The sequence below is a fragment of the Aeromicrobium sp. Leaf272 genome (assembly GCF_001422865.1).
Classification (GTDB): Bacteria; Actinomycetota; Actinomycetes; order Propionibacteriales; family Nocardioidaceae; genus Aeromicrobium.
The window spans coordinates 533,217-555,186 of the sequence record NZ_LMMY01000013.1; the positions used below are offsets into that span (position 1 = coordinate 533,217).

25 protein-coding genes and 1 pseudogene are annotated in these 21,970 nt (G+C 72.0%); 12 read left to right on the top strand and 14 right to left on the bottom strand.

Annotation, left to right across the window (positions count from 1 at the left end; all coding sequences use genetic code 11):
* A pseudogene (locus tag ASF38_RS19395) lies at window positions 1-313 on the bottom strand (acyl-CoA desaturase); the annotation flags it as partial.
* A 15-nt stretch (window positions 314-328) separates the two neighbouring features.
* Window positions 329-1,420: a ferredoxin reductase gene (locus ASF38_RS11810; protein WP_056576237.1), complete on the bottom strand. Its 1,092-nt coding sequence runs from the start codon at window positions 1,418-1,420 to the stop codon at window positions 329-331.
* Between the two features lie 158 nt (window positions 1,421-1,578).
* Between ASF38_RS11810 and ASF38_RS11815 the strand changes: the two genes are divergently transcribed.
* Both ASF38_RS11815 and ASF38_RS11820 read left to right on the top strand, forming a co-directional pair.
* Window positions 1,579-2,229 (top strand): TetR family transcriptional regulator, encoded by a 651-nt coding sequence (locus tag ASF38_RS11815; protein WP_055965577.1) that lies wholly within the window; start codon window positions 1,579-1,581, stop codon window positions 2,227-2,229.
* An 85-nt stretch (window positions 2,230-2,314) separates the two neighbouring features.
* Window positions 2,315-2,887 carry a hypothetical protein gene (locus ASF38_RS11820; RefSeq protein ID WP_156366906.1) on the top strand — a complete coding sequence of 191 codons (573 nt, stop codon included), beginning with the start codon at window positions 2,315-2,317 and terminating at the stop codon, window positions 2,885-2,887.
* Between the two features lie 24 nt (window positions 2,888-2,911).
* Here the strand turns inward: ASF38_RS11820 and ASF38_RS11825 are convergent, their stop codons facing one another.
* Window positions 2,912-3,316: an SRPBCC family protein gene (locus ASF38_RS11825; RefSeq protein ID WP_055965581.1), complete on the bottom strand. Its 405-nt coding sequence runs from the start codon at window positions 3,314-3,316 to the stop codon at window positions 2,912-2,914.
* A 102-nt stretch (window positions 3,317-3,418) separates the two neighbouring features.
* A complete protein-coding gene (locus ASF38_RS11830) occupies window positions 3,419-4,105 on the bottom strand; it encodes a TetR/AcrR family transcriptional regulator (RefSeq protein WP_056576242.1) in 687 nt (228 codons plus the stop codon).
* A 44-nt stretch (window positions 4,106-4,149) separates the two neighbouring features.
* Between ASF38_RS11830 and ASF38_RS11835 the strand changes: the two genes are divergently transcribed.
* The 3 genes from ASF38_RS11835 (at window position 4,150) to ASF38_RS19475 (ending at window position 6,214) form a co-directional block, all read left to right on the top strand.
* Window positions 4,150-5,394: an oxygenase MpaB family protein gene (locus tag ASF38_RS11835; RefSeq protein WP_056576244.1), complete on the top strand. Its 1,245-nt coding sequence runs from the start codon at window positions 4,150-4,152 to the stop codon at window positions 5,392-5,394.
* Between the two features lie 90 nt (window positions 5,395-5,484).
* Window positions 5,485-5,703 (top strand): hypothetical protein, encoded by a 219-nt coding sequence (locus tag ASF38_RS11840; RefSeq protein WP_055965587.1) that lies wholly within the window; start codon window positions 5,485-5,487, stop codon window positions 5,701-5,703.
* 379 nt (window positions 5,704-6,082) lie between these two features.
* Window positions 6,083-6,214 (top strand): hypothetical protein, encoded by a 132-nt coding sequence (locus tag ASF38_RS19475; protein ID WP_255353828.1) that lies wholly within the window; start codon window positions 6,083-6,085, stop codon window positions 6,212-6,214.
* Window positions 6,215-6,239: 25 nt separating this feature from the next.
* Here ASF38_RS19475 and ASF38_RS11850 read toward each other — a convergent pair whose 3' ends face one another.
* Window positions 6,240-7,271, bottom strand: a complete 1,032-nt coding sequence (locus ASF38_RS11850) for a zinc-binding dehydrogenase (RefSeq protein ID WP_200914509.1) — start codon at window positions 7,269-7,271, stop codon at window positions 6,240-6,242.
* Between the two features lie 121 nt (window positions 7,272-7,392).
* Here ASF38_RS11850 and ASF38_RS18200 point away from each other — a divergent pair, with 121 nt between their 5' ends.
* Both ASF38_RS18200 and ASF38_RS11855 read left to right on the top strand, forming a co-directional pair.
* Complete coding sequence (locus tag ASF38_RS18200; protein WP_164468781.1) at window positions 7,393-7,539, top strand: GPGG-motif small membrane protein; 147 nt, start codon at window positions 7,393-7,395, stop codon at window positions 7,537-7,539.
* A 93-nt stretch (window positions 7,540-7,632) separates the two neighbouring features.
* Window positions 7,633-8,091: an SRPBCC family protein gene (locus ASF38_RS11855; protein WP_055965594.1), complete on the top strand. Its 459-nt coding sequence runs from the start codon at window positions 7,633-7,635 to the stop codon at window positions 8,089-8,091.
* A gap of 57 nt (window positions 8,092-8,148) precedes the next feature.
* On the opposite strand, the gene ASF38_RS11860 is transcribed toward ASF38_RS11855, so the two are convergent.
* The 3 genes from ASF38_RS11860 to ASF38_RS11870 all read right to left on the bottom strand — a co-directional run bounded on the left by ASF38_RS11860 (window position 8,149) and on the right by ASF38_RS11870 (window position 11,937).
* Window positions 8,149-8,538 (bottom strand): MerR family transcriptional regulator, encoded by a 390-nt coding sequence (locus tag ASF38_RS11860; RefSeq protein WP_235497700.1) that lies wholly within the window; start codon window positions 8,536-8,538, stop codon window positions 8,149-8,151.
* Window positions 8,539-8,575: 37 nt separating this feature from the next.
* Window positions 8,576-10,189: a ribonuclease J gene (locus ASF38_RS11865; protein ID WP_235497702.1), complete on the bottom strand. Its 1,614-nt coding sequence runs from the start codon at window positions 10,187-10,189 to the stop codon at window positions 8,576-8,578.
* A 143-nt stretch (window positions 10,190-10,332) separates the two neighbouring features.
* Window positions 10,333-11,937 carry a peptide chain release factor 3 gene (locus tag ASF38_RS11870; protein ID WP_055965599.1) on the bottom strand — a complete coding sequence of 535 codons (1,605 nt, stop codon included), beginning with the start codon at window positions 11,935-11,937 and terminating at the stop codon, window positions 10,333-10,335.
* 366 nt (window positions 11,938-12,303) lie between these two features.
* On the opposite strand from ASF38_RS11870, the gene ASF38_RS11875 reads away from it, so the two are divergent.
* A complete protein-coding gene (locus ASF38_RS11875; protein WP_056576255.1) occupies window positions 12,304-13,005 on the top strand; it encodes a spermidine synthase in 702 nt (233 codons plus the stop codon).
* 39 nt (window positions 13,006-13,044) lie between these two features.
* Here ASF38_RS11875 and ASF38_RS11880 read toward each other — a convergent pair whose 3' ends face one another.
* Window positions 13,045-13,488 (bottom strand): hypothetical protein, encoded by a 444-nt coding sequence (locus ASF38_RS11880; RefSeq protein WP_055965604.1) that lies wholly within the window; start codon window positions 13,486-13,488, stop codon window positions 13,045-13,047.
* 91 nt (window positions 13,489-13,579) lie between these two features.
* On the opposite strand from ASF38_RS11880, the gene ASF38_RS11885 reads away from it, so the two are divergent.
* Entirely contained in the window at window positions 13,580-14,737 is a 1,158-nt protein-coding gene (locus ASF38_RS11885) for a PQQ-dependent sugar dehydrogenase (protein WP_056576258.1), read from the top strand.
* 598 nt (window positions 14,738-15,335) lie between these two features.
* On the opposite strand, the gene ASF38_RS11890 is transcribed toward ASF38_RS11885, so the two are convergent.
* Complete coding sequence (locus tag ASF38_RS11890) at window positions 15,336-16,292, bottom strand: SDR family NAD(P)-dependent oxidoreductase (protein WP_056576261.1); 957 nt, start codon at window positions 16,290-16,292, stop codon at window positions 15,336-15,338.
* Window positions 16,289-17,515: an FAD-binding domain-containing protein gene (locus tag ASF38_RS11895; protein WP_056576264.1), complete on the bottom strand. Its 1,227-nt coding sequence runs from the start codon at window positions 17,513-17,515 to the stop codon at window positions 16,289-16,291. Before ASF38_RS11895 ends, ASF38_RS11890 begins: the two co-directional genes overlap by 4 nt.
* 104 nt (window positions 17,516-17,619) lie before the next feature.
* On the opposite strand from ASF38_RS11895, the gene ASF38_RS11900 reads away from it, so the two are divergent.
* A complete protein-coding gene (locus ASF38_RS11900) occupies window positions 17,620-19,296 on the top strand; it encodes a protein kinase (protein WP_055965612.1) in 1,677 nt (558 codons plus the stop codon).
* Between the two features lie 18 nt (window positions 19,297-19,314).
* On the opposite strand, the gene ASF38_RS11905 is transcribed toward ASF38_RS11900, so the two are convergent.
* Window positions 19,315-20,142, bottom strand: a complete 828-nt coding sequence (locus ASF38_RS11905; RefSeq protein ID WP_056576267.1) for a MerR family transcriptional regulator — start codon at window positions 20,140-20,142, stop codon at window positions 19,315-19,317.
* A gap of 78 nt (window positions 20,143-20,220) precedes the next feature.
* Between ASF38_RS11905 and ASF38_RS11910 the strand changes: the two genes are divergently transcribed.
* Complete coding sequence (locus tag ASF38_RS11910; protein WP_056576270.1) at window positions 20,221-20,589, top strand: nuclear transport factor 2 family protein; 369 nt, start codon at window positions 20,221-20,223, stop codon at window positions 20,587-20,589.
* Between the two features lies 1 nt (window position 20,590).
* On the opposite strand, the gene ASF38_RS11915 is transcribed toward ASF38_RS11910, so the two are convergent.
* On the bottom strand, window positions 20,591-21,190 hold the full coding sequence (locus tag ASF38_RS11915; RefSeq protein WP_056576273.1) for a maleylpyruvate isomerase N-terminal domain-containing protein: 600 nt from the start codon (window positions 21,188-21,190) through the stop codon (window positions 20,591-20,593).
* A gap of 63 nt (window positions 21,191-21,253) precedes the next feature.
* On the opposite strand from ASF38_RS11915, the gene ASF38_RS11920 reads away from it, so the two are divergent.
* Window positions 21,254-21,691, top strand: coding sequence for a VOC family protein (locus tag ASF38_RS11920; RefSeq protein WP_055965621.1), 438 nt, complete (start codon window positions 21,254-21,256; stop codon window positions 21,689-21,691).
* Between the two features lie 4 nt (window positions 21,692-21,695).
* On the opposite strand, the gene ASF38_RS11925 is transcribed toward ASF38_RS11920, so the two are convergent.
* Window positions 21,696-21,970 (bottom strand): thermonuclease family protein (locus tag ASF38_RS11925; RefSeq protein ID WP_056576276.1); only part of this gene is annotated, 275 nt, incomplete at its 5' end.

Consider the following 21,970-nt stretch of genomic DNA (forward strand, 5'->3'; position numbering starts at 1 on the left):
CGAGGAACACGATGCCGGCCACGAAGGTGGGCCAGAAGAACGGCGTGAAGATGCCGATGCGGCCGAGGACCTCGAACGTCTGCTGGATGCGGATGACCCGGCGGATGTAGTCGGCGTCGGCCTGGCCGAGCGAGTCGAGGGTGCGCTGGCGGATGGCGTCCAGCTCCTCGCCGAACCCCTCCAGCTCCTCGTAGCTCATGTACTCCAGGCCGATGGTGGACCGCTTGGAGGCGTCGGCGCCGACGAGCGGCTCCGGTGCGGCGTTGTGCTCCGAGGCGCTGAACGGTGCGATCGGGGTGCGCTTGCGAGACATGGGGACTCCCTTTCCTTAGAGTGCGACGCTGACGTCGCCGACAGGGACGTTGACGCAGACCTTGATGGTCTCGTCGGTGTTGGCGCTGACCTCGCCGCTGACGACGTGGCGGACGGCGCCGCTGAGCTTCTTGACCGCGCAGGTGTTGCAGACGCCCATGCGGCAGCCGAAGGCGGGCGTGAGACCGGCGGCCTCGGCCTGCTCGAGGATGGTGCTGCCGCTGTTGTCGGTGCTGGTGCCGGCGTCGTCGAAGCTGAGGGTGCCCGTGGCGTCGGCTGCGTCGAGGTCGACGGACGGGACCTTGAAGTACTCGGTGCGCAGCAGGTCGCGTGCGCCGAGCTCGTCGTAGGTGTCGCGGACGGTGGCGATCAGGCCGGCCGGCCCGCAGCAGAAGGTGGTGGCGACCGTCGGGTCGACGTCGAGCCGGCGCAGGTGGTCGAGTGCGAAGCGGCCCTCGAGCTCGGCCCCGACCTCGGGCTCGCGCGTGTAGACGCGGACCACGGTGGCTCCGGGGAGCTCGGCGGCCAGGCGGTCGAGCTCGGGGGTGAACATCTCGTCGTCCCGCGAGCGTGCGTAGTGCAGGAAGGTGACCCGGCCGCGGTGCCCGCGGTCGCGCAGCGTGCGCGCCATCGACATGACCGGGGTGATGCCGGACCCGCCGCTCAGCAGCAGGAGGTCCTCGGGCACCTCGGCGGGGAGCACGAACTCGCCCTCGGCCTGCGACAGGTAGACGACGGTGCGGGGCTGGAGCTCGCGGTGCAGGAACTGGGAGACGTAGCCGTCGGGGTGGGCCTTCACGGAGACGCTGAAGGTGCCGTCGGACGCGGTCTGGGAGCTGGAGACGGAGAACACGCGGACCCTACGGGTGCCGTCGACCTCGATGCCGAACTGCACGTGCTGGCCGGGGACGAAGCCCTTCCAGGCGCCGTTGGGACGCAGCACCACGGTGCTGGCGTCGCCGGTCTCGCGTCGCACCTCGACCACCCGGGCGCGCACGGCCTCGACGGTCCACAGCGGATGGACCTGGTCGAGGTAGTGGTCGAGGGACTTGGGCGACGTCAAGGAGGCCACGGCGCGGGAGGCGAGGGCGGAACGGACGAGTCCCATGCGGTTCCTCTCCAGTCGAAGTCGTTCGGTGTACAAGCGTACACTCAAAGTGTGGGGGTGTGAACCACTGCAGGGCAAGAGGGCGTGTCGGTGACCTGGCACACGGCGACACACGCGTTCACCGAGGGGACGACGGCGGCACGGCCTAGACTCCAGGCGTGGCGGAAGCAGGACGAGCCGCGTCGCCCCGTGCGGAGACGACGCGCCAGGCACAGAAGGAGCGCACGCGCGACGCGATCCTTGCCGCCGCCCTCGAGCTGAGCCGCGACCAGGGCTTCGCCCAGATCAGCCTGCGCCAGGTCGCCCGCCAGGCCGGCGTGGTCCCGACGGCCTTCTACCGGCACTTCGCGTCGATGGACGAGCTCGGGCTCGCGCTCGTGGAGCAGTCGTTCGGGACCCTGCGGGCGATGATCCGCGACGCGCAGCGCGACCCCGAGACCTTCGCCGACATCATCGACGCCTCCGCCGAGATCCTGGTGCGGGTGGTCAAGCAGAACAAGGCCCACTTCGGCTTCGTCGCCCGGGAGCGCGCGAGCGGGTCCGACGCCGTGCGGCAGGCCATCCAGCGTGAGCTCGAGCTGTTCATCTCCGAGCTCGCCGTGGTGCTGGCGCGGCTCCCGCACATCGAGACGTGGTCGGCCGAGGACGTCAAGCTCGCCTCGGGGCTCTTCGTCCGCAACATGGTCTACCGCGCCGAGCAGGTGGTGCAGACCCCCGACGGTCGCACCGACCTGGAGGAGGAGATCAAGCGCAAGGCCCGCCGCGAGATGCGCCTCATCGTGCTGGGCTTCCGCGACTGGCGGAGCTGACCGACCGCCTACTCGAAGGGAGCGTGGGCCCAAGGGCCGGTGGTACCGTGAAGGAACTACCACCATCAGTCAGGCGGTGCTGCGCATGGATGATCTCGGCACGCTCCTCGACGACGTGACGCGCGAGCACGCGGTGGGCGTGACGGCCGACGGTGAGCGCCTCGTCGCGCTGCGGGTGGCCGACGAGTGGTCGGTCGGGCTGCGTCTGCACCGCGAGGGCAGTCATCGGCAGTGGTCGGTGCGCGAGCTCGTGGTGCGGCGGGGGACCGGCGACCGGTCGTTCGCCGGCAACGACGTGCGAGAGCTCCCGCTCGGCGCCCTCGTGGCCGAGGCGCGACGCCTGGCCACCCGCAGTGCCGGCCAGGACGTCGAGCCGCTCACGACCGTGCAGACGCTGCTGCAGGAGCGATCGGGACGGCTCGGGCGCGACGACCTCGCGCTCGCAGCCGTGGCGCTGGAGTACACGCGGATCGTCGAGCGCGGGGAGCGTGCGCCGTCGAAGCGGATGGCCGAGGCGCTCGGCGGCAGCGCCGGCACCTGGACGAACCGCGTCGCCGAGGCGCGTCGCCGGGGGTTCCTCACCGACGTCCCGCGCGGCGCCGCCGGCGGCGCGCTGACGGACCAGGCCCGCGAGGTGCTGGGTCTGGTCCGGGCCTGAAGCAGGCAGGCCCTCGGGCGGCCCTCAGGCCAGGACGTTGGCGGCGTGTTGGTCCTGGGCGGCGGTGGCCAGCTTGTCGAGGGCGAGGCGGAACACGTCATCACCCAGCTGGTCCTCCAGCAGGTGGATGATGCCCGGGTCGGACTCGAACTCCGCGGACCACTCGACGTAGCACGTGGTGCCGGCGCCCTCCTGGACCTCGATCGTCGCGCGGTGCTCGGAGATCGGGAACGGCGGCTCCGGCATCGAGTACGACAGCGTGCGGGTCTCGTCGTCCTGGCTCAGCACCGTGACGACCAGGTCGGCGTCCGCCTCCGGGCCTCCGGAGTAGATGCTGAGGCGGGGGTGCCAACGGGCGAAGTCCTGGGCGAGCTCCCACACGAGGTCGGTGGGGGCGGCGACGAAGGTCCTGCGGGAGATGCGGCTCATGCGAACTTTCCGGGCTGGGCGACGTGTGCTCGCCCCATCCAACAGGCCGGGTCCGCACCTGTCTCGCCCGGGGGGTGAGGCATTGCTCACGTCGGCAGGTCGTCAGCTCCGGGCGGCGGGTCCCGTGCCGTCGGGCCGCGCGCCGGCGGGCTCCGCCACCTCGGGCACGGCGGTGGCCGGCCGGGCGGCGAGGTGGGCCGCGGTGAGGTGCACCAGCTCCTCGACGAACACGTCGCGGGCGATGTCGGGTCGCTGGAGCACGTAGTCGACGCTGAGGTGCTCGACCATGCGCACCAGCAGCCACGCCGAGGCTGACGTGGGCAGCGGCGTGGGCGTGCGGGAGACCGTCAGGTACGCCCCGACGAGGTCGGCGACGCGACGCTCGACCTGCCCGACGTGGCCGGCGACGCGGGAGAGGGGCAGCTCCTGGGTGACCAGGCGCAGGTACTCGCGGTGTTCTTCCAGCACGTCGAGCAGTCCCTCGTACGCCGCTCGGACGAGCTGGTCGGGCGGCAGGTCGAGCCGGTCGGCGAGCACGGCGGTGAGCTCCTCGCCGATCTCGGCGGAGTACCGGTCGATGACCGCCACCAGGATCGCCTGCTTGTCGGGGAAGTACTGGTAGAGAGAGCCTGGGCTGACCTCGGCACGCGAGGCGATGCGATTGGTGGTCGCGCGCTCGTACCCCTCCTCGACGAGGACCAGCCTGGCAGCCTCGAGGATCCGCTCGACCATCCGGCGCGACCGGTCCTGGCGGGGCGCCTTGCGCAGGGTCTCGGGTGGTCGGCTCATACGCGAATTGTATGCGAGCAATTGCTCGTGTCACGCTCCTGCGCATGACCTCCGCTCCGGCCGGCACCGTTCCTGCTCGTCCCGCGCCTACTCCCGCCGACACCGCACCCGTGCCCACCCGGCACCGGGCCGCCCAGGCGCGAGGTGCTCGCATGGGTCGCCCCCTGCGGGTGTTCGGTCGGGTGCGTCAGGTCGACGAGTCGCTCCTGCGGTCCATCGGGGAGGGCTACCTGCGCATCGACGACCCCGGAGCGCGGCTGGCCGCGGCGTTCCGTGCGAAGGGCGCGGACCGCGTGACCCACGACCAGCTGCGTCGCGCGCTCGAGGGGGACCTGGAGGGAGCGCCACCGGTGCTCCGCGACCTCCTCGGCGTGGTCTCCACGACGCCGGACTGGGTCGACTGGGACCTGCTGGAGGAGGGTGCGCGGGTCTACCGGACCTTCGGCCGCAACGCGGGCGACGTGCTGCTCCAGCTGTCGCTGATCGGCGGCTACCGCTTCGGCGGGCCCACCGACCTGCTCATCGCGACCGGTGGACTGACGGGCGAGACGACGGTGCGGCGGCTGGCCGAGACCCAGCACTGGACGATCGCCGTCTCCCAGCCCGGCGCCATGCGCCCCGGAGCGCTCGGCTGGCGACTCACGGTGCACGTCCGGCTCATGCACGCGATCGTGAACCAGCGCTTCTCCGAGGGGGACCGCTGGGACACCGGGCACTGGGGCGCCCCGATCAACCAGACCGACCAGGCCGCGACGCTCGGGCTGTTCTCGGGAGCGCTGCTGCTGGGCGTGCGCGCGCTCGGCGTGCCGGTCTCCAAGGACGAGTCTCGAGCGGTGATGCACCTGTGGCGCTACATCGGCTGGCTGCTGGGCGTGGACGAGGCGTGGCTGTTCGACACCGAGCGCGAGCAGCACCACTTCAACTACCACGTGCTGCTGAGCCAGGACGACATCACCGACGCCGGGCGCAGGCTGACGCAGAGCATCGTCGATGCGCAGCCGCACCTGCACTACCGCCGGTTCGCCCGGTTCCACCGCTGGTACGCACCCCGACGGCTGCTCAGCATGCTCCGCCCGTTCCTCGGCACCGCGAGCATGCGCGAGCTCGGGCTGCCGCTGCGCCTGCCGTGGGCCACGGTCAACGCCCTGGTCGGCAACGCCGTGCGGTACCGCGTGCTGGGCAGGACTGAACGGGGTCGCCGCCACATCGACACGTGGTCCGCGCGCTACCGCGACGAGCAGCTCCACCGGTACTTCGGTGACACCGCGCCCGACGTCGGCTCGCTCTGAGGTCGGTGCGCTCTGAGGTCGGCGCGCTCTGAGGTCGCCGCGCTCCGAGGTCGGATTGCGGATCGTCCGCCGGTGCGTAGCGTCGAGGGCATGACTGATCTGACCCCCGAGAAGCTCGAAGCTGTCCAGAACGTCGTCGACCGCGTGGGCGCCTACCAGGACGGTGCCCCCGAGGGCACCGTCGAGACGGAGCTGCGCAAGGGCCTGGGCGAGGCCGAGGTGACGCTGGAGGACCAGCACGTGACCGCACTCGCCGAGGCCATCGAGGCCGCCGACGGCGACGTCGACGCCGCCTCCGTGCTCGGCTGACCGAGGTCGGCACCTGAGTCCCGTCCACCCCGCCGTCCACCGGGCGCCGCTGCGCTCGCGCGACGACACCGTCGACCACGCCGCGGCCGTCGAGCACGCGCTGCGGCGTGGTGTCGTCGGCCTGGGCGGCCGACTCGACGTCGCTCCCGCGGACCTCGACGAGGCGATCGGGCAGGTCGAGCAGCAGCACGGTGAGCGTGTCGCCGCCCGTCTGGAGCGCTTCGCCGCCCTGCCCGTCGGCGACTTCGTCTGGACACGCGACGCCGACGCGGATCTGTGGCTCGGCCGGATCGAGGGGGAGTGGCGCTTCGACGAAGCGCCTGCAGCGGCAGCGGCGGACCTCCAGCACGTCCGCTCCTGCCGGTGGTCGGACGCGCCCGTGCCGTGGTCGGACGTCCCCGCCGCGGTGCCCGCCACCTTCGCTCGCGGCGGCCGCAACTTCCAGCGCATCCACGACGCCGAGGCCGAGGCAGCGACGTCCCGGTGGTGGGCCGAGCACGGCTCACCGTGACGTCGGGCGACGCGAGCCGATCAGGTCACTCGGGCAACCACGGGTCGATCATCGTCATCCCGGCCACGGCCGCCTGGTCGAAGGTGGGCAGCAGGGCGGCTGCGGCCTGAAGGCCGATGGTGCGCTCCACCAGGAGGTCGGGGCGCAGTCGTCCGCTCGCCACCAGCTCCATCATCGGCGGATAGTCGACGGCGGCCATGCCGTGGCTGCCGAGGACGTCGAGCTCCCAGGCGATGGCCCGCTCGAGCGGGACGCGCGGATGCCCCTCGACGCCGGGCAGCAGGCCGACCTGCACCATGCGGCCCCGACGCCGCAGGCTCAGCAGCGACGTCGCACTCGTCTGCTCGCTCCCCACCGCGTCCATGGCGACGTGGGACCCGCCGCCGGTCAGGTCGGCGACCGTGGCGGGCACGTCGTCGTCGGCCGTCACGGTGTGCTCGGCGCCCAGACGGGCGGCGACGGCCAGGGCCTCGGGGTTGCGGTCGACGGCCACGACGCGCGCACCCAGGGCGTGCGCGACCATGACGGCGCTCAGGCCGACGCCGCCGGCACCGACCACCGTGACCCACTCGCCCTCGCGCAGGCGCGCCCGGGCGACGAGAGCCCGGTAGGCGGTCGCGAACCGGCAGCCCAGGGCGGCGGCGGTCGCGAACTCGACGCCGTCGGGCACGGCGACGAGGTTCGTGTCGGCCGCGTGCAGGGCGACGTGCTGGGCGAACGACCCCCAGTGCGTGAAGCCGGGCTGCTGCTGGTCGGGGCACACCTGGGCATCGCCGGCTCGGCACCAGTCGCAGCGTCCGCACCCGCACACGAAGGGCGTGGTGACCCGGTCGCCGACCGCCCAGTCGGCCACGCCGGACCCGACCTCGCTCACGACACCGGCGAGCTCGTGCCCCGGGACGTGGGGGAACACGAGGTCCTCGTGCCCGGCCCAGGCGTGCCAGTCGCTGCGGCACAGCCCGGTGGCACGAACCTCGACGACGACCCCGCCGTCGGGCGCCACCGGACGTGCGACGTCCCGCACGTCCGGAGACGCACGGGCAGTGTCGAGGACCATGGCGCGCACCGTCCCATCCTCCCATCTCCGGAAGATCGCTCCGGATGCGCGCCCGGCCGCCCGGTCCTACGTTGACGGGAACGACCGGTCCAGCGCGGACCGGGCGGGAAGGAGCACCATCATGTGGGACACCATCTTGTGGATCGCCGCCGTGGTCATCGGCATCATCGGCGTGCTGCGCATCGTGCGCGGCGACATCCTCTGGGGCGCGGTGCTGATCGTCGTGGCGCTGCTCGTCGGACCCGGCGGCGTGAGCCTGCTGACCTGACGCGGTCCGTGCCGTGGACCGGGGCGCTTCCACGGGAGCGTTTCGGGGGGCCGGGCACCGGGTAGGTCATGGGCAGTCTGCGAAAGGACACCCATGAGCACCATCACCGAGACCATCGACGTCGACGTGGACGTCACCACCGCCTACGACCAGTGGACGCAGTTCGAGGACTTCCCGCAGTTCATGGAGGGCGTCGAGCGCATCGACCAGCGGGACGACACGCACCTGCACTGGGTGATCAAGGTCGGACCGGTCACGCGTGAGTTCGACGCGACCGTCACCGAGCAGCACCCCGACGAGCGGGTCGCCTGGCGCTCCGACGACGGACCTGAGCACGCGGGCGTCGTGACGTTCCACCGCCTCGGCGACACCAGCACCCGTGTGACGGTGCAGATGGACGTCGATCCCGAGGGCTTCGTGGAGAAGGTGGCCGACAAGACCGGCATCCTCGAGCGCCGCACGCAGGGCGACCTGCGGAACTTCAAGAAGTTCATCGAGTCCCGGGGCGGTCAGGAGACCGGCGCCTGGCGGGGCGACGTCGAGCACCCCTGAGCGAGCACGTCCGGTCCTGACCTCCGGTCGCGACCAGCAGGCGAGCCGCCCGTCCGATCACTCGGACGGGCGGTTCCTCTGTGCGACAGCGGCCAGGTCCCGCGCGAAGCCACGGGCCGCCTCGGTCTTGGCCTCGAGCTCCTCGAGGCGTTCGACCACCGTCGCCCGGACCTCGTCGAGCCGGTCGAGGGCATGTTGCGTCTGCTCGGTCGTGGCGGCCAGGTCCTGGAGCAGGTCGAGGATGCCGAGCACCTCGCCGATCTCCTCGACCGAGAAGCCCAGCGGCTTCATCTTCTTGATGAGCTCGAGCCGCGCCACGGCGGCCTCGGAGTACAGCCGGAAGCCTCCGGTGCTGCGCGCGTCGGGGATGACGAGCCCGGCCTCCTCGTAGAAGCGGATGGTGCGCAGGCTCAGGCCGACGCGCTCGGCGATCTCGCCGATCTGCATCTGCACGGCGCTCATCCCCCCGTGGCCCCGCCGTCGGTCATTCCTCGACGACGATGGCGTGGATGATCGGCTCGCGTCGGTAGGTGCGACGCATCCACGAGGCAGCGGTGCGCTCGATGGACTCCTCGGCGTCGGCCGGCGTCTTCCCGTCCGCCTTCTTCAGGGCCGAGGCCAGCTGCTGGGTGAGCGGCTCGAAGTCGCGCAGGTCCTCCATGAGGCCGTGCATCACGTACTCCGGCGGCTCGGCGAACGTGCCGCGCTCGACGTCGACGATCGCGATGATCGTGAGCATGCCCTCGTTGGCGAGGGTGCGCCGCTCCTCGAGCGTGTGCTCGGTCGTGCGGCCGACCACCATGTTCTCGACGTAGACGTGCTCGTTCGGCAGGTGTCCGCTGACCCGGGCGCGGCCGTCGACGAGGTCGACGACGTCGCCGTCGGTGCACAGCAGCACCGAGGAGTGGGGGATGCCGGTGCGCTCGGCGATGGCGCCGTTGGCGTGCAGGTGGCGCCACTCGCCGTGGACCGGCAGCACGTGCTTGGGTCGCACGATGTTGTAGCAGTACGCGAGCTCGCCGGCGCTGGCGTGGCCCGACACGTGGACCTTCGCGTTGCCGGAGTGCACCACGTTGGCGCCGCGGAACGCGAGGCCGTTGATGAGCCGGAAGACGGCGTTCTCGTTGCCGGGGATGAGCGAGCTGGCCAGGAGCACGGTGTCGCCCTCGCCGACGTCGATCTGGTGGGTGCCGTCGGCCATGCGGGCCAGTGCGGCCATGGGCTCGCCCTGGGAGCCGGTGCACACGAGCACGACCTGGTTCGGGGCGAGGTTGTTCGCGGCCTTGAGGTCCACCAGCAGTCCCTTGGGCACCTTGAGGTAGCCGAGCTCCTGGGCGAGGGCCATGTTGCGCACCATCGACCGGCCGACGAACACGACCTTGCGCCGGCTGGCGTGCGCGGCGTCGAGCACCTGCTGGATGCGGTGCACGTGGCTGGCGAAGCTGGAGACGATGATGCGGCGCGGGGCCGTGCGGAACACGGTCTCGATGGCCGGCTGCAGCTCGCGCTCGGAGGTGGTGAAGCCCGGCACCTCGGCGTTGGTCGAGTCGGTGAGGAACAGGTCGACGCCCTCCTCGCCGAGCCGCGCGAACGCGCGCAGGTCGGTGATGCGGTCGTCGAGCGGGAACTGGTCCATCTTGAAGTCGCCGGTGTGCAGCACGAGGCCGGCGGACGTGCGGATGGCCACGGCGAGGCCGTCGGGGATGGAGTGGTTGACGGCGATGAACTCCAGCTCGAACGGACCGAGCTTCATCACGTCGCCGGCGGCCACGGTCTTCAGGGGCGGGTCGACCGTGTGCTCGCGGAACTTGGCGCTCACGAACGCGAGGGTGAGCTTGCTGCCGATCACCGGGATGTCGCCCCGCTCGCGCAGCAGGTAGGGCGTGGCACCGATGTGGTCCTCGTGGCCGTGGGTGAGCACGAGGCCCACCACGTCGTCGAGCCGGTCACGGATGGCCGAGAAGTCGGGGAGGATCACGTCGATGCCCGGCTGGTGCTCCTCGGGGAACAGCAGGCCGCAGTCGACGAGCAGGATCTTGCCGTCGTGCTCGAAGGCGGTCATGTTGCGGCCGACCTCGCCGAGGCCGCCGAGCGGCATGACCCGCAGGCCGCCCTTCGGCAGGCGGGAGGGTGCCTGGCGCCTCGGCTTCGTGGCGGAGCGGTTGTTCTTGTTGGTGTTCCCGTTGCGGTTGCGGTTGCGGTTGTTGCTGCGGTTGCCGTTGTTGTTGGCCATGGGGTTCCTCAGGAGGTGGGAGTGCGGTCATCGACGTCGGCTGAGAGCGACTCGAAGGTGATGTCTGGGTGGTTGCGGGCGACGAACTGCAGCCGCCAGCGGTCGGAGAAGACCGCCAGGGCAGCGCCGTCGCTGCGTTCGAACGTCTCCACACCGTTGGTGCCGGCGAGGGTCTCGCGGTCGGCCGGCTCGATGCGCCGGGCGACGGTGTAGGGGAGGGGCTCGAGCCTGGTCTCGGCGTTGAACTCGCGGGCCAGGCGGTCGGTCACGACCTCGAACTGCATGGGGCCGACGGCCGCCAGGACCGGGGCCTGGTCGCCGCGGAAGTCGGAGCGGAGGACCTGCACGACGCCCTCACGGTCGAGCTGCTCGATGCCGCGGCGGAACTGCTTGAAGCGCGAGGTGTCGCGCGCCGTGATGGTCGCGAAGTGCTCGGGGGCGAACTTGGGGATCGGCGGGTACACGACCGTCGGGCCGAGGTGCAGGGTGTCGCCGATGGCGAGCTGGGACGCGTTGACCAGCCCGATCACGTCGCCGGGGTAGGCGAGGTCGGTCGTCTCGCGGTCGCGTCCGAACAGGTTCTGCGCGTACTTGGTGGCGAACGGCCGCCCGCTCTGGGCGTGGGTGACGACCTCGCCGCGCTCGAACACGCCCGAGCAGATCCGTGCGAAGGCCACGTGGTCGCGGTGGGCGGTGTTCATGCCCGCCTGGATCTTGAACACGAAGGCGCTGAAGGGGGAGTCGACCGGTCGCGGGTCGCCCTTCGCGTCCAGGCGCGCACGAGGCGCGGGCGCCAGCTCGAGCATGACCTCGAGCAGCTGGGTGATGCCGAAGTTGAGGGCCGCCGCCGCGAACAGCACGGGCGTGGTGCGACCGGCCAGGAAGGACTCGGGGTCGTGGTCGGCGCCGTCCGCGCTCAGGAGCTCGACGCCGCCGACGGCCTCCTGCCACGGGTCGCCGAAGACCTCGTCGGCGCGCTCGGGTGCGTGGACCGTCTCGCCCGCGCGGGTGGCCCCGCCGGAGGTGCGCTCGTACTCGACGGCGTGACCGTGCCGACGGTCGAGCACGCCGCGGAAGTCGCCGGCGATGCCGATCGGCCAGGTGATCGGCGTGGGTCGGATGTCGATCCGCTGCTGGATCTGGTCGAGCAGCTCGAGGGGGTCGAGTCCCGGTCGGTCCCACTTGTTGATGACGGTGATGACGGGGATGCCGCTGCGATGGCAGACGTCGAACAGCTTGAGCGTCTGGGGCTCCAGACCCTTGGCGCCGTCCAGCAGCATCACCGCGAAGTCGACGGCGGAGAGCACGCGGTAGGTGTCCTCGGAGAAGTCGGCGTGACCCGGGGTGTCGACCAGGTTGATGACGTGGCCCTCGTGCTCGAACTGCAGCGCCGTCGAGGAGATCGAGATGCCGCGGGCCTTCTCCATCTCCATCCAGTCCGAGACGGTGGCCCTGCGCCCGGCCTTGCCGTGCGTGGCGCCGGCCTCCGAGATCACCCGGGCATGCAGGGCCAGGGCCTCGGTGAGCGTCGACTTGCCGGCGTCGGGGTGCGAGATCACCGCGAAGGTCCGGCGGCGAGCCGCCTCGGCGAGCAGGGAGGTGGGGGAGGACATCGACCCGACTCTAACGGCGCGGCAGTGTGCACGGACCGGCAGCGCCGTCCTGCGGGTCGCGCGACGACACACGGACGGGGTCCCGACCACCTCTCCTGTGGCAGAAGGACCCGCCCCACGGGCCTCGCGATTCCCATCACCTGATGGGAATCGCGAGCTCACCTGGGTTTCCTGCCACTCACCGTGGCGTGCGCGCCATGGTGAGTGGGGGAGAACCGAGGTGGGTGCGGGGCACTCGGCTCTGGCGGGCCCTCAGGTGCGGGCGGGAATCTCGAGCGTGGGCGCGAGGCCCGGTCGCCGACGCACGATCGCCTCGCCTGGCGTCCGCTACGGTGCAGGCCGGGACGCGTCCGAAGGAGGGGTTCGATGGTGAGGTTCGAGGAGCTCGACTGGGCCGAGACCCCGTGGGGCCTCATCGTGCTGCGGCGGCGGTTCGACCTCGCCACCCAGCGCGACGTGCACGAGGTCAAGCTGGGCGACGACTACCTCATGTCGAGCCAGTTCACCGTCAGCGAGCGGGCGCTCGCGACCCTGGGCCTCGACGCCGCCGACGGTGACGAGCTGCGCGTCCTGGTCGGTGGGCTGGGACTCGGCTACACCGCCTTCGAGGCGCTGCGCGACGACCGCGTCACCGAGCTGATCGTCGTGGACGCGCTGGCTCCCGTCATCTCCTGGCACCGCGACGAGCTGTTCGACGACACCCGCGGTCTCGCCACGGACCCCCGCACCAGCCTCGTGCAGGACGACTTCTTCGACCTCGTGCGTGCCGAACGGCTCGAGCGGCCGGTCGACGTGCTGCTCGTCGACATCGACCACGCACCCGACCGCGTGCTGCGGACCGACCACGGTGACTTCTACACCGTCGAGGGCCAGCAGGCGGCCGCGCGCATGCTCACGCCGGGCGGGATCTTCGGGCTGTGGTCCGACGAGCCGCCGGACACCGAGTTCGTCGCCGTGATGCGCGCGGCGTTCGCCGAGGCCGAGGCGCACGTCGTCACGTTCGACAACCCGCTGACCGGGGGGACGTCCACCGCGACGATCTACGTGGCCCGGCGCGACGCCGCCTGAGCGTCGCGGCTGGTCAGTGGGGCTGGTCAGTGGGGCTGGTCAGTCGGGGGTCGCCTCGTGGTGACGCCGGCCGCGCGTGCGCCGGTCCTCCTTCATCTCGGCCTCGAAGAGGTGCGGCTTGCCCTCCGCGAGGTCGTCGCGGGCGGCACGCTCGAGGTCGCGGAAGGTGGCGTAGTAGCCCTCGTCGTACTCCTCCACGAGCTGGAAGGTCCACCGGCCCTCGATGACGTTGCGGCCGATGAGCTCGGTCTCGACCCGGTCGGCCAGCTCGGCGTGACCGGCCTCGCGCAGCATGTCGGCCGCCTCGCCGGCCTGAAGGTCCGCATGTCCGGACAGGCGGTGGAACGCGTACAGCGAGCCACGGGCCTCCTCGACGGCCTCGAGCGCCTCGCTCAGCTTCCCTAGCGCCTCGACCGTGGCGTCGGTGACGCCGTCGGGTCGACGGTGGCGGTCGGCGGGACGGTCCTGCTGCTCAGCGGTCATGTCTCCACCGTCGCACCATCGGACGATCGCGGCATCCGCTGCGAGGTCGCGCAGACCTGCGGACCTTGGCGGGGTCGGCGAGACTCGAGGCATGAGGCTTCTCGGACTGGGACTGGCGGCCGTGCTCGTGGCGGGCTGCTCCAGCGACACCGACCGCAGCGACGACGCGGAGGCCACGCCCGGCTCGACGTCGGCGTCGAGCGCGAGCGGCAACCCGCCGTTCGAGGTGGAGGAGATCGACGCCTTCGACGCCCCGTGGGCCATGACGTTCCTGCCCGGCAGTGGTGACCTGCTCGTGACCGAGCGCACCGGCACCCTGCACCTGCGCGACGCCGAGACCGGCGACCGCGTCGAGGTCGACGGCGTGCCCGACGTCGCGGTGGCGGGCCAAGGCGGTCTGGGCGACGTGGTCGCCGGGCCGACCTTCGAGGACGACCAGCAGGTGTTCCTCAGCTGGGTGGAGCCCGGCTCCGGAGGCAGTGGCGCCGTCGTCGGCCGCGCGACGCTCGAGACGTCCGGCGACGAGGCGTCGCTGGCCGACCTCGAGGTCATCTGGCGCCAGACGCCCAAGGTCTCGGGCAACGGGCACTTCTCGCACCGCATCGCCGTGGACCCCGACGGCAAGCACCTGTTCGTGTCGTCAGGTGACCGGCAGAAGAAGACACCGGCGCAGGACACGTCGAACACGCTGGGCACGATCGTGCGGTTCACGCTCGACGGCGAGCCGGCCGAGGGCAACCCGCTGGCCGACGAGGGCGGCGCCTCGGCCGAGATCTGGAGCTACGGGCACCGCAACCCGCTGGGCCTTGAGTTCGCTCCGGACGGCACCCTCTGGTCCAGCGAGATGGGTCCCGAGGGCGGCGACGAGCTGAACGTGATCGAGAAGGGCGCCAACTACGGCTGGCCCGAGGCGTCGAACGGCAGCGACTACGGCGGTGGCGAGATCCCCGACCACGCCGACGGCGACGGCTTCGAGGCGCCGAAGACCGGCTGGACGCCGTCGATCTCCCCGGGCAGCCTGATGATCTACACCGGCGACCTGTTCCCGGAGTGGACGGGCGACGCGTTTCTCGGCGCGCTGTCCGGCGAGGCGCTCGTGCGGGTCGACGTCGACGGCACCACCGCGGGCGACGACGAGACGCTCTGGGACGGCGAGCGCGTCCGCGCCGTCGAGCAGGCCCCCGACGGCTCCATCTGGATCCTGGAGGACGAGGGCTCCGGCCGCCTGCTCCGCCTCGCCCCCGCCTGACGGCGGTGGGTGATTCCCAGGTCGACCTGGGAATCACCCAGCGTTCTGAGGCGGCTGGCCCTTCGCTCGCCGCTGCGCTGCTCGGTCCGGCTCTGAGGTGCTGCTGTGACGCTCCGGCCGTCCTTTCACGTGCTGCTGCGTCGCTGTGAGTCCGAGTGGGTGTGGTCTCCGAAAGGCCTCGACCGGAGCAAGGATTCTCTTTCTGCGTGGAACGGTCCACGAGAAGGGAGAATCTCTGCCCACCCACCGCGCGACGCGGCCCGGCCGACGCAGGATTCTGCCTTCGCGTGCAGAGACCCGAACGATGCTGCGTTCACGACGGGATCCCGTAGCGAACGCAGCATCCTTCGACCCATCACCCACGAACGCAGAACCTTGCGACCCCCGAGCCGCGCTCCGAGTGCTCGCCCGAGCCCGGACCCGTCCGCCGGTCGAGGCCCTTTCGGAGACCGCTCCCACTCGTAGCCACGGTGACGCAGCCGCAGGCCAAGACCCAGCCGAGGGAGCTCCGCAGCAAGCGGTGGTCCAGCCGAGCGACGCAGCAGCAGTCGAGACCCCTGCCACGACGACGCCCCAGCCGGCGAGAGCCCTTCGACGCTCAGCGCACGGGGTGACCGGCCTCGGCCAGCAGCTCGACCGACCGGTCCCAGAGAGCGCGGGCCGCGTCGGGGTCGAGGGCGTAGGCCCGGACGCCGTGCACGCCGTCGACGATCTGGTCGACGACCTCGGCCTCGTGGCAGTCCTCGAAGTAGCGTCCACCCGAGCCGAGCACCTCGGGGTGGACGGCGAGCAGCACCGACGTCGCCGCGCCCTGCTCGGGGGTCTTCACGACGCCCGAACCGGCCGTCTGCCGCTTGAGGTCCTCCAGGTGCGAGGGGTCCCAGTGCTTCTGCAGGCCCGTCCAGATGCCGCCGGGCATGAGGGCGTCCGCGGTGATCCCCTCGTCGGCCCACCGACGGGTCAGCTCGACGGCGAAGAGCACGTTGGCCGTCTTCGACTGCCCGTAGGCGAGTCCTGGGTCGTAGGCGCGCCGCTCGAACATCAGGTCGTCGAGCACGACGGGGGAGGACCCGTGGCCGCTGGAGGAGACGACGACCACCCGGGCCGCGTCGGCGTCGGCGAGCGCGTCGTGCAGACCGAGCGTCAGGGCGAAGTGGCCGAGGTGGTTGGTCGCGAGCTGGAGCTCCCAGCCGTGCTTCGTCGTGCGGTGCGGCGTGTCCATGACGCCGGCGTTGTTCACGAGCACGTCGAGCGGGCCCTCCCAGGCCGCGACGAACGCGTCGACGGAGTCGAGGTCGGTGAGGTCGAGGTGTGCGCCCCGGACCTGGGTGTTGCCCGTGGTGCCGACGACGTCCGCGGCGGCGCGCTCGGCGGCCGCCAGGTCGCGGGTCGCGATCGTCACGGACGCACCGGCCGACGCGAGCGCACGCGCCGTCTCGATGCCGATGCCCGACGCTCCTCCGGTCACGACGACGGTGCGCCCGGTGAGGTCGATCCCGTCGACGACCTCGAGGGCCGTGCTGTGGGCGCCGAGGTCGGCCAGTGGTGTGCTCATCGGTGGACTCCCTTGCGCCAGGCGCTGTACGAGGTGAGACGTTGCGAGGTCGGTCGCTCCAGCCACTGCCACGGGTGGACCACGGCGAGGTCGAGGTGCGCCGCCCGGTTCGTGAACCACGGCACCGGCGCGAAGGTGGCGGCAAGCGGTCGGCCGGCCAGCTCCTCGCCGACGTCGCCGAGCCGCACCTCGACGTCACGACGGGACGCGAGGTCGGCCAGGCACTCGGCGAGGAACACGAGCCGCTTGCCGGACAGGCGCAGCTCGCGCAGCTTCGGCTCGTCGAAGACGTAGACCACCGGGAGGTCGGGTTGGGCCACGAGGGCGGGGTCGGCGTCGCCGAGCGACTCGGGCGTGAGCCAGACGGCCTCGGGCGTTCCCTCGACCACTGGTGAGTCCGGACCCGGGCCAGGTGCGCCGGCGGCGTGCCCGACGCGGACCGGGGCGTGCTCGACATCGGGCCCGGGCGTGGCGTCCGGCCACCCCTGGATCGGACACGCGTCGCGGAGGGCGCACCCCCGGCACAGCTCGGGGGCTCTCTTCTCGACCTGCCAGCGGCTGAAGCCGTAGGGCTTTCCGGTGCCCGCGCCGACGGTCCACTGCCAGCCGAGCCGGTTGGCGGCGCGCGAACCGTCGAGCAGGTGCCGGTAGAAGTGGTCCTCGCCCGCACGCCAGTCGCGTCCGTGCCGGACGGTCCAGTGGGAGGCGAACCACATGCGCGTCTGGTTCACGAGCCAGCCGTCGGTCTCCAGCGACGTCTGCACCCAGTCGATGCAGGCCATCTGCTCGTCCCAGTCGGGGTCGACGTCGGGGTGCGGCGGCTCCCGGCGCAAGGGCTCGCGCATGGCGGGTCCGAGCCGGGCGTAGACATGGCGGGCGTACTCCTGCCAGAGCAGCTCGTCGCGGTAGCGGCGGCGGTCCGCCGCGGGAGCGTCGGCCACGGCGTCCCACATCGTCGGCAGGTCCAGCAGGCCGTGGGTGATGTACGGCGAGAGCCGGCTGGCGCCCCGCCGAGACTCCGGCAGCACGGTCGAGCGCGAACGCGCGTAGCCCGCGACGTCGAGGCCGGCGAGGGCGGTGTCGGCCGCGGTCTGCCCGCCGCGGTGCCCGCCGGGGCGGACGGCGTCGGGTCCCTCGAGCGTCAGGCTGCCGAGGTGCTCGGCCACCCACGCCACGACCGCGTCGGTGTCGTCGACCGGCGGCAACGGGGGGAGCGAGGGCACGCGACTAGCGTGCCACCGGCCGAGCCGCCCGACGACTCGAAACGAGGCGAACCGGGACGCTCTTCCCAGAGGCGCACCTCGGCGGGCTGTCCTAACCTGGCCTGATGGCCGAACGCTTGAACGACCGCTACGAGCTGGGCGAGGTGCTGGGCTCCGGCGGCATGGGTCAGGTCTACCGCGCCCGCGACCTGCGCCTCGGTCGCGACGTGGCCGTCAAGGTCCTGCGCGGCGACCGCGTCGGCGACGACGCCGCTCGGGCGAGGTTCATGGCGGAGGCCCGGACGTCGGGCCTGCTGAACCACCCCGGCATCGCGACGGTCCACGACGTCGGCGAGGACGACGCGAGCCCCGACGGCGACCCCTTCATCGTCATGCAGCTCGTCGAGGGCGTCCCGCTGTCGGACGTGCTGCGACGGCGCGGTGCGCTGGGCGTCGAGCCCGTCGAGCGGCTCCTCGGTGGTGTCGGCGACGCGCTCGCCGCGGCGCACGAGGCCGGAGTGGTGCACCGCGACGTCAAGCCCGCCAACATCGTGCTGTCCACCGACTCGCGGCCGGTGCTCGTGGACTTCGGCATCGCCCTGGGGGTGGCGCCGGAGCCGCTCACCGAGACCGGTGCCGTGCTCGGGACGGTCGAGTACATCAGCCCGGAGCAGGCACGCGGACAGACCGCCACGGGCGCGTCCGACGTCTACTCGCTCGGTCTGGTCGCCTACCAGTGCCTCACCGGCACGTCGCCGTTCCGCCGCGAGACGTCCGTGGCCGCAGCGCTGGCCCAGGTGAGCGAGGAGCTCCCGGCGCTGCCCGCGTCGGTGCCGGACGAGCTGGCGCGCCTGGTCGTGGCGATGACGGCCAAGGATCCTGCGCTGCGCCCGACCGCTGCACAGGTTCGCGACACCGTGGAGCGCAGCACCGGCGGAGCGACGTCGGTGATCCCCGCGCTGACCGACGCGCCGACCGGCCCGATGACGGTCGCGCACACCGGTCCGGCGACCGTCGTCTCGCCCGCACCGCTGGCGGCTGCCGGGGCGGCGTCGGCGACCACGCAGGTGCCGGCGCAGGACGACGAGCGACGGCGCGGTGCCACCCGGACACGGATGTTCGCCGGTGTGGCCGCCCTGGCCGTCGTCGCGCTGCTGATCGGCATGAGCGGCGGGCTGTTCGGCGGCGTGTTCGGTGGGGACGACCCCACCGTGCCCGACGTCGTCGGCCGGTCGGTCGACGACGCCACCGACGAGGTCGAGGACGCTGGCGGGCGAGTGCGCATCACGGAGGTCGACGCCCCGGACGTCGAGAAGGGCGTCGTGGCCGCGCAGAGTCCTCGCGCCGGTGGGCCGCTCGCCGACGGTGACGTGGTCACCCTCGAGGTGGCCTCCGGCTTCGTCTCGGTGCCCGACGACCTGGTGGGCACGTCGGTCGACGACGCCACCGACGCGCTCGAGAAGCTCGGCTTCGACGTGAAGACCTCCCCGGTCGCGTCGGCTGAGCCGGCGGGCACGGTGTTGGCGCTCGACCGCACGGGTCGCCAGGAGGTGGGCGCGACCGTCACGTTGTCGGTCTCGTCGGGCTCCGGGTCGGGCACGTCCGGCGGGGAGGACCCGGCCGAGCCCAGGGACAAGAAGCCCGAGGAGCCGAAGGGCGAGGAGAAGAAGGAGCCCAAGGAGGAGAAGCCGGCGAAGCCGAAGGACGAGGAGCCGTCCGAGACCGTCGAGCCGATCGAGGAGACCGCCGAGCAGGCGGACACGACGGCAGGTGGGAAGGGCAAGGGCCAGGGCAGGCCCTGACCGTTCGGGACGCCGCGGTCAGTCGGTGCTCAGGGACGACAGGCGCAGCACGGGCCAGCCGATCTCGGTGCGCCAGGCAGTCGGTTCGGAGGTGTCGCGCGGGCCGACCAGGTACGTCTCGTGCACGACGTCGCCGATGGTGAGGACGTGCTCGCCGACCCAGGAGCCCAGCCGGGCGTAGGACTCGTCGATGGTCCCGTGGTCACCCTCGTGCACGACCACGGCCAGCTCGACGGCCGGGAGGTCGAGAACCTCCACGCCCGCCACGGGGTTGACCCGGGCGTCGTGGTCGACCGTGTACTCGAGACTGACCGAACCCGTGCCGTCGGCGAAGAGTGCGTTGGCGTACCGGCCCGACAGCGGGCCTCGACGTGACGCAGGCTCCACTGCGGCGTCGAGGACCGCGACGGCAGCGTCGTACCAGTCGAGGACGTCGTCGTGGTCAACGGTCGCGCGTACCGCGGCGACCGACCGCGACGGCAGGGTGCGCAGCTCGACCACCGCGTCGGGCTCGGGCTGCAGCAGCCGGTGCAGGGCGGTGACGGCCGACCGGGTCCGCGCGAGCTCGGCTTCGAGCCGCTGGAGGTGCTCGGCGATGATCGACGACCGCTGGGCCGGGTCGTCGGTGCCCATGATCGTCTTCACCTGGGGGAGCGGCAGGTCGAGCTCGCGCAGACGGTGGATGACGCGCGCCGTGGCGATCTGCTCGTGGGTGTAGCGGCGGTACCCGCTGGAGGGGTCCACCTCGGCCGGCTCGAGCACGCCGGCCTGGTGGTAGTGGCGCAGCGTGCGGATCGACAGGTGAGTCAGGGCGGCAAAGTCGCCGATCGTCATGGCGCTGCTCATGCTCACACTCTGCACCCTCTCCCTGCTGGAGGGTCCAGTGCTTGACCCTCCAGCAGGGGGAGGGTCCACGGTCGTGCCATGAGCACCTCCGAGAACCAGACCGTCACCCTGTCCCTCGACGCACTGCCGAGTGCTGTGCGCACCTTCGTCACAGCCCACCAGGCCCACGACCGCGAGACCGAGCTGTCGTGCTTCGCCGAGGACGCGACCGTGACCGACGAGGGCCACACCCACACCGGGCTCGCCCAGCTGCGCGCGTGGCTCGGCAAGGCGGAGAGCGAGTACACCTACACGACCGAGGTCACCGGCGCCGCGAGCGCGGGCACCGATCGCTACGACGTCGTGCACCACCTCGAGGGCGACTTCCCAGGAGGCGTCGTGGACCTGCACTTCCGTTTCGTCCTCGACGCCGCCGGTCGGATCGCCTCGCTCGTGATCGAGCCGTGAGCTACCCCAACAGGGGATAGTCCGGCTCGTCGCTGGGCAGACGGCCGGTGGCGCGGAGCACCTCGTCCGCGCCGTCGGCCGGCAGGGGGCGTTCACGCAGCTTCCCGAGCACCTCGACGGTGTGCTCCAGTGCGTCGGCCGGGGGAGTGCCGTGCGCGTCGAGCAGGTGCACGGTGGCCTCGACGACGAGCGTCGAGCACAGGTTCTCGACCGTCAGGGAATGTCCTTGCGTGCTGACCAGAGCCGACGTCGGGCTCGACGCCGCGTGCACGACGGCTGCCGACGTGCCGCGCCACTCCTCGACCAGCTGCTCCTGGTCGTAGGCCGCGGCACACGCGCCCACGAACCGGGCGTGGGAGGCCCCACCGTCTCCCTCGTCCGGGTGGAACGACCGCCAGTAGGTGACCGCGTCGACGTCCGGGTCGACGTGCGCGGGCGTGGCGAGCGCGACCAGCGCGCGGCGGGCGTCGAGGAGCTGGTGGAGCAGCAGCTCCTTCACGGTCCATGCGCTTGCCCGCGACGGCCGACCGAGCTGCTCCGGCTCCAGGCCGTCGAGGTGGTCGGTCCAGGCGGCGTACACGGACGCGAGCGCGGGTGCCATGCGTCCATCGTGCACCGGCCGAGGACGGTTGACATCCGGGCACACGCGGAGGTGGATGGACCCATGACGCAGCTGCCTCGCCTCGACCACGTCAACGTGACCGTCGCCGACCTCGACGCGACGATCGCCTTCTTCACCGGTCTCGGGCTGGAGCTGGACGCCCGGATGACGATCGAGGGGGAGTTCCTCGACACCGTCGTAGGGATGGAGGACGCGAGCACCGAGACCGTCTGGCTGCGACCGCCGGGCGGCGGGGGAGCGCTGGAGGTCTCGCGCTACGACCGACCCGGCACGGTGGCCGCCGACGCCGCAGAGCCGAACGTCGTGGGTCTGCGGGCGGTGTGCCTGGAGATCAACGACCTCCGCGCGACCATCGAGCGGCTCGTGTCCGAGGGTCATGAGCTCGTGGGCGAGGTCGGCGAGCACGAGGGCACGTGGCTCATGGCCTACGTCCGCGGGCCCGAGGGGATCATCGTGTCCCTGACCGAGCGCATCGGCTGACGTGTCAGCGGCAGGCCGGCTTCTTCGCCGAGGCGAACGCGTCGTCGAGGCGATCGGCGAGGTCGGGGTGGTCGTCCCGGAACGGGTCCAGGTAGCGGTCGTCCGCGAGGCCGCTCCGGGCGAGGGCGACGTTGAGGGAGCGCCCCTCGCCGTCAAGGACCTCGGCCACGACCCGCCCGTAGTCGTCCTCGTCGTAGGCGTCGGCCGTGAAGCCGCCGGCCAGGAAGTCCCGGGTGAAGGCCTCGGCCTCGTCGAAGCACCGCTCGTCGGGCTCGGGGG

Excerpts from the sequence above, each read along its gene's own strand:
- ASF38_RS11810 (WP_056576237.1), bottom strand. The coding sequence starts at position 1,420 with ATGGGACTCGTCCGTTCCGCCCTCGCCTCCCGCGCCGTGGCCTCCTTG.
- ASF38_RS11820 (WP_156366906.1), top strand. The coding sequence starts at position 2,315 with ATGGATGATCTCGGCACGCTCCTCGACGACGTGACGCGCGAGCACGCG.
- ASF38_RS11825 (WP_055965581.1), bottom strand. The coding sequence starts at position 3,316 with ATGAGCCGCATCTCCCGCAGGACCTTCGTCGCCGCCCCCACCGACCTC.
- ASF38_RS11830 (WP_056576242.1), bottom strand. The coding sequence starts at position 4,105 with ATGAGCCGACCACCCGAGACCCTGCGCAAGGCGCCCCGCCAGGACCGG.
- ASF38_RS11835 (WP_056576244.1), top strand. The coding sequence starts at position 4,150 with ATGACCTCCGCTCCGGCCGGCACCGTTCCTGCTCGTCCCGCGCCTACT.
- ASF38_RS11840 (WP_055965587.1), top strand. The coding sequence starts at position 5,485 with ATGACTGATCTGACCCCCGAGAAGCTCGAAGCTGTCCAGAACGTCGTC.
- ASF38_RS11850 (WP_200914509.1), bottom strand. The coding sequence starts at position 7,271 with ATGGTCCTCGACACTGCCCGTGCGTCTCCGGACGTGCGGGACGTCGCA.
- ASF38_RS18200 (WP_164468781.1), top strand. The coding sequence starts at position 7,393 with ATGTGGGACACCATCTTGTGGATCGCCGCCGTGGTCATCGGCATCATC.
- ASF38_RS11855 (WP_055965594.1), top strand. The coding sequence starts at position 7,633 with ATGAGCACCATCACCGAGACCATCGACGTCGACGTGGACGTCACCACC.
- ASF38_RS11860 (WP_235497700.1), bottom strand. The coding sequence starts at position 8,538 with ATGCAGATCGGCGAGATCGCCGAGCGCGTCGGCCTGAGCCTGCGCACC.
- ASF38_RS11865 (WP_235497702.1), bottom strand. The coding sequence starts at position 10,189 with ATGCCGCTCGGCGGCCTCGGCGAGGTCGGCCGCAACATGACCGCCTTC.
- ASF38_RS11870 (WP_055965599.1), bottom strand. The coding sequence starts at position 11,937 with ATGTCCTCCCCCACCTCCCTGCTCGCCGAGGCGGCTCGCCGCCGGACC.
- ASF38_RS11875 (WP_056576255.1), top strand. The coding sequence starts at position 12,304 with ATGGTGAGGTTCGAGGAGCTCGACTGGGCCGAGACCCCGTGGGGCCTC.
- ASF38_RS11880 (WP_055965604.1), bottom strand. The coding sequence starts at position 13,488 with ATGACCGCTGAGCAGCAGGACCGTCCCGCCGACCGCCACCGTCGACCC.
- ASF38_RS11885 (WP_056576258.1), top strand. The coding sequence starts at position 13,580 with ATGAGGCTTCTCGGACTGGGACTGGCGGCCGTGCTCGTGGCGGGCTGC.
- ASF38_RS11890 (WP_056576261.1), bottom strand. The coding sequence starts at position 16,292 with ATGAGCACACCACTGGCCGACCTCGGCGCCCACAGCACGGCCCTCGAG.
- ASF38_RS11900 (WP_055965612.1), top strand. The coding sequence starts at position 17,620 with ATGGCCGAACGCTTGAACGACCGCTACGAGCTGGGCGAGGTGCTGGGC.
- ASF38_RS11905 (WP_056576267.1), bottom strand. The coding sequence starts at position 20,142 with ATGAGCAGCGCCATGACGATCGGCGACTTTGCCGCCCTGACTCACCTG.
- ASF38_RS11910 (WP_056576270.1), top strand. The coding sequence starts at position 20,221 with ATGAGCACCTCCGAGAACCAGACCGTCACCCTGTCCCTCGACGCACTG.
- ASF38_RS11915 (WP_056576273.1), bottom strand. The coding sequence starts at position 21,190 with ATGGCACCCGCGCTCGCGTCCGTGTACGCCGCCTGGACCGACCACCTC.
- ASF38_RS11920 (WP_055965621.1), top strand. The coding sequence starts at position 21,254 with ATGACGCAGCTGCCTCGCCTCGACCACGTCAACGTGACCGTCGCCGAC.